Source organism: Streptomyces sp. WAC06614 (genome assembly GCF_003949795.1).
Classification (GTDB): domain Bacteria; phylum Actinomycetota; class Actinomycetes; order Streptomycetales; family Streptomycetaceae; genus Streptomyces.
The window spans coordinates 1-4,598 of sequence record NZ_RPRY01000451.1; the positions used below are offsets into that span (position 1 = coordinate 1).

Consider the following 4,598-nt stretch of genomic DNA (forward strand, 5'->3'; position numbering starts at 1 on the left):
GCGGAGTGCGGTCGCCCTGGGCGGGAAGGGAGGGAGCCCCGGACGCCTCGCCGGACGTCGTGGGCTCCTGGACCGGCTCCGCCGAGGAGCGGCCGAACACCTTGCGCAACAAGCTCCGAATACCCATGAGCGAGGCCTTTCGCATGAGTTGCTTGAGTCATTTGTCCGTGCTGTGCGGAAGATCCCTGCCCAGAGTGGACACGTAAGGTTATCGGCCACGGAGGGCGATCTTCAGCAGGGTCGGCGCAACATGGCGCCCCCCACCGCCGTTGGGGGGACTCCCGGCGCCCCCCGGCGTAGAACTCCCGCTCCGACGTGCCCGGTTCACCCTTCGTTCATCCTCCGGCCGCCGCAGTGGCGCACCGCCCCCCTACCGTCGCGGTCGATTCGATCCGACAGGTTGTCGGTGTGCACAGACCGGAGGACACCCGTGCGCAAGCTCCTGCCGTTCATAGGCAATTCGCATGGGGGCGGCCGTTCCGCCCTCACCTGCCGCTACCGCTGCGGCAACGCCTGCTTCCACGAGGTGCCCAACACCAGCGACAACGAGTACGTCGGTGACGTCATCGCCGGTGCCTGGTCGCGCCGCTCGATGCTGCGCACCGCCGCCGTCGTGACCGTCGCCACCGCGGCCGGCGCCGCCGTCACCGTCGCCGGCGGCAGCTCCTCCGCCACCGCCGCCGAGGCCGCCGAGGCCAAGAACGCCGGCGCCGACGGCGCCCGTGGCCTGCGCTTCAAGCCGGTCGTGCCGAACACCGACGACAAGGTCACCGTCCCCGAGGGCTACGAGCAGAACGTGGTCATCCGCTGGGGCGACCCGATCGTCAAGGGCGCGCCGGGCTTCAACCCGGACAAGCAGACCGCCGCCGCCCAGGCCGGCCAGTTCGGCTACAACAACGACTTCCTCGCCCTGCTCCCGCTGGGTGGCCCCTACGAGCGCCAGCAGCTGCTCGTGGCCAACCACGAGTACACGGACGAGAACCTGATGTTCAAGGGCTACGACCCGGCCAACCCGACCCGCGAGCAGGTCGAGATCGCCTGGGCCGCGCACGGCCTCGGTGTGGTCGTCGTGCAGGAGGACCACCGCAGCGGCAAGCTGACCGCGGTCAACCGCCACCAGCTCAACCGCCGCCTGACCGCCACCAGCGAGTTCAAGCTCTCCGGCCCGGTCGCCGGCAGCGCCCTGGTGAAGACCTCCGCCGACCCCTCCGGCACCAGGGTCCTCGGCACCCTGAACAACTGCTCCGGCGGCACCACCCCGTGGGGCACCACCCTCCACGGCGAGGAGAACTTCAACCAGTACTTCGCCAACGCCGGCAAGGTCACCGACCCCACCCAGGCCGCCCGCCTCAAGCGCTACGGCGTGACCTCCGGGGAGTCCGAGCGCAAGTGGGAGCGGTTCGACAAGCGCTTCGACTGCGTCCAGGAGCCCAACGAGGTCCACCGCTTCGGCTACGTCGTCGAGCTGGACCCGTACGACCCGCACTCCACCCCGCGCAAGCGCACCGCGCTGGGCCGCTTCAAGCACGAGGGCGCCCAGCCGCGCCTGACCGAGGACGGCCGCCCGGTCGTCTACATGGGCGACGACGAGCGCTTCGACTACTTCTACAAGTTCGTCTCCTCGAAGCGGATGATGAAGGGCGACTCGCGCGCGGCGAAGGAGCACAACCTCACGCTGCTCGACGAGGGCACCCTCTACGTCGCCAAGCTGACCGGTGACTCCCCGGCCGCCGAGATCGACGGCTCCGGCAAGCTCCCCTCCGACGGCCAGTTCGACGGCTCCGGCGCCTGGATCAAGCTCGCCACCGCCTCGCCGGCCGGCAACGTCTCGCACATCGAGGGCATGACCGCCGAGGAGGTGTTCGTCTTCACGCGCCTGGCCGCCGACAAGGCGGGCGCCACCAAGATGGACCGTCCCGAGGACATCGAGCCCTCGCCGCGCACCGGCCGCGTCTACGTGGTGCTGACCAACAACGCCGACCGCGGCAAGCCCGGCAAGGAAGGCGCCACCGAGGCCAACCCGCGCAACCTCAACAAGCACGGCCAGATCCTGGAGCTCGCCGAGAACTTCGACGACCCGTCCGGTGACGGTTTCGCCTGGCGGCTGTTCCTGGTCGCCGGAGACCCGAAGGACCCGGCCACCTACTTCGCGGGCTTCCCGAAGGACCAGGTCAGCCCGATCTCGTGCCCGGACAACGTCACGTTCGACCCGCACGGGAACCTGTGGATCTCCACGGACGGCAACCAGCTCGGCTCGCACGACGGCATGTTCGGCGTCGCCACCTCCGGTGAGCGCCGCGGTGAGCTCAAGCAGTTCCTGACCGTGCCGCGCGGCGCCGAGACCTGTGGCCCGCTGGTCCAGGACAAGCGCGTCGTGGTCGCCGTGCAGCACCCGGGCGAGATCGACGGCGCGTCCGTCGAGAAGCCCCAGTCGGTGTGGCCCGACGGCCCGGGCAGGATCGTCCGCCCGGCCGTGGTCTCGGTCTGGCGCAAGGACGGCAGGAACATCGGTGTCTGACCGGCGCTGACCCGAGAGGGCGGTGCTCCGTGGGGGAGCACCGCCCTCGCCCCCTTCCCGGTGCCGTCCCGGTCACGGGCCGGTGACCGGGGGGAGGGCGAGGGTGGTCACCGCGCCGCCGTCCGGGGCGTTGGCGAAGCTCAGGGCGATCTTCAGGACGGCCGCCTGGCCCACCACGATGGTCAGCCCCAGCCCGTGGCCCCGGCCGCGGCCCGGGTCGCCGGTGCGGAAGCGCTGGGGGCCGAGCCGGATCAGCTCGGGCGGGTAGCCCGGGCCGTGGTCGCGGACCACCACCGCCGGGCCGTCCACGGTCACCTCGACCGGCGGGCGGCCGTGCCGCTGCGCGTTGCCCAGCAGGTTGGCCAGGATCCGGTCGAGCCGGCGCCGGTCGGTGAGCACCCGCGCGTCGCGCACGACGGTCACGGTCACCTCGGGGTGGCCGGCCGCGGTGACGGCCCGTTCCACCGCGCGGCCGAGGTCCAGCTCGGTGAGGTCGGCCCGTTCCACACCGGAGTCCAGCCGGGAGATCTCCAGCAGGTCCTCGGTGAGCCGGTGCAGGGCCCGGAGCCGGTCGTTGATCATTTCCTTGGGCCGGCCCTCGGGCAGCAGGGACGCCGCCGCGAGGGAGCCGGTCAGCGGGGTGCGCAGATCGTGCGCGACGTCCGCCGTGAACCGTTTCTCCGCCTCCAGCCTGGCCTGGAGCGAGCCGGCCATGGAGTCCAGGGCCAGGGCGACGTCCCGGACCTCGTCGTGCGACCGGAAGCGGCCCTCGGCGGGCGCGGGCCCCTGGCCCTCCGCCGTGGGGAACCCGACGCGGGCGTCGAGGTCGCCCGCGCTGATCCGGCGGGCCACGGCGGCCGTGGTCACCAGCCGCCGGCTGATCCGGCCGGCCAGGAACAGACCGGCCAGTGCCACCGTGCCGGCCGCGAGCGCGGCCGAGGCCAGGATCGCGGTGTCCACGTCGCGCAGCCGGTCCTGGGTGCTCTGGTACGGCACCCAGACGGCCAGCGGTTTGCCGTCGGCCGGTCCCGCGGCCCACATGACCGGCTTGCCGTCGTGCCGGCCGACCATGCTGCCGGTCTCCCCGCGGTCGACCAGGAGGTGCAGCGGGCCCGGCAGGTCGGGCGGGTCGAGGACGGAGTTCACGTCGCCGTGGGTGGTGCCGTACGCGTAGTGGGACAGGGCGTGCTCCAAGGCCTGGTGGGCCTCCTTGCGGACCTCGCCGGCGATCTGCCGGGCCACGACGTTGTGCACCAGCACGCCGAGGACCGCGGCGACCGCGCAGCACACGGCCGTGGTCGTCAGCGCGATCTTCCAGCGGAGGCTGCTCGTGGGGCGCATGGCCGAGGCCTAGGTCCCGCCGGGCGGGCACTGCGTGGTGGAGGCCGTGCCGGCCGGGCACTCGTCGATCGTCAGGGCGGTCAGCTCCATGACCGAGGTCCGCGGGTTCCAGACGTAGTCGGTGATGGCGACGAGCCGGTCGTTGGAAGTGGGCTCGCGGACGGCGAGGTGGTCGGCGGCGACCTCGACGCCGGTGAGCACCCCGCGGCGGGACAGGATGCGGGCGACGGTCCCGTCGGGGCGGACGGTGTAGACGCGGAGCTCGCTGACCCGGTCGTCGACGTCGACCGCGGTGATCAGCTCCTCCTTGCCGTCGTCGGTGAGGTCGTGCAGCACGGGCGGGCGGACCGGGCAGTCGGGGCCGCCGCTGCTGCTGTCGTCGCACAGGGCGAGGCGCTGGACCGTGCGGGGGTCGACCAGGCGGCCGGTCCCGCCGTCGAGGCGGGTCGCGGCGGTGACGTCGGCCTTGAGCACGGCCAGGGCGTCGGCCCCGCGCATGCTCTGCCCCGGCCGGGGCGGGATCCCGGGCACGGGTGTGGCCTGGCCCCGCGTCGCCTCGTCCGGTGGCAGCGGGGCCGGGCGGTGGTCGGGCCAGAGCGTTTGCGGCGCGTGGACCTCGCCGAGGTCGCCCTTGCTCCGCAGTCCCTCGACGTCGGCGCAGCCGGCTGCCGCTGCCCCGGCAACCACCACCACGATCCAACGGGGCCATCTCCCCATACCCCGATCCTCCCCCTTCCGT

At 72.8% G+C, this 4,598-nt stretch carries 3 protein-coding genes; 1 reads left to right on the forward strand and 2 read right to left on the reverse strand.

Annotation, left to right across the window (positions count from 1 at the left end):
• Nucleotides 1-430 precede the first annotated feature (430 nt).
• Nucleotides 431-2,518 (forward strand): PhoX family phosphatase, encoded by a 2,088-nt coding sequence (locus EF918_RS32925; RefSeq protein ID WP_125652566.1) that lies wholly within the window; start codon nucleotides 431-433, stop codon nucleotides 2,516-2,518.
• 72 nt (nucleotides 2,519-2,590) lie between these two features.
• Here EF918_RS32925 and EF918_RS32930 read toward each other — a convergent pair whose 3' ends face one another.
• Nucleotides 2,591-3,859, reverse strand: coding sequence for a HAMP domain-containing sensor histidine kinase (locus tag EF918_RS32930; protein ID WP_125652567.1), 1,269 nt, complete (start codon nucleotides 3,857-3,859; stop codon nucleotides 2,591-2,593).
• A gap of 9 nt (nucleotides 3,860-3,868) precedes the next feature.
• Entirely contained in the window at nucleotides 3,869-4,576 is a 708-nt protein-coding gene (locus EF918_RS32935) for a hypothetical protein (RefSeq protein WP_125652568.1), read from the reverse strand.
• Nucleotides 4,577-4,598 lie beyond the last annotated feature (22 nt).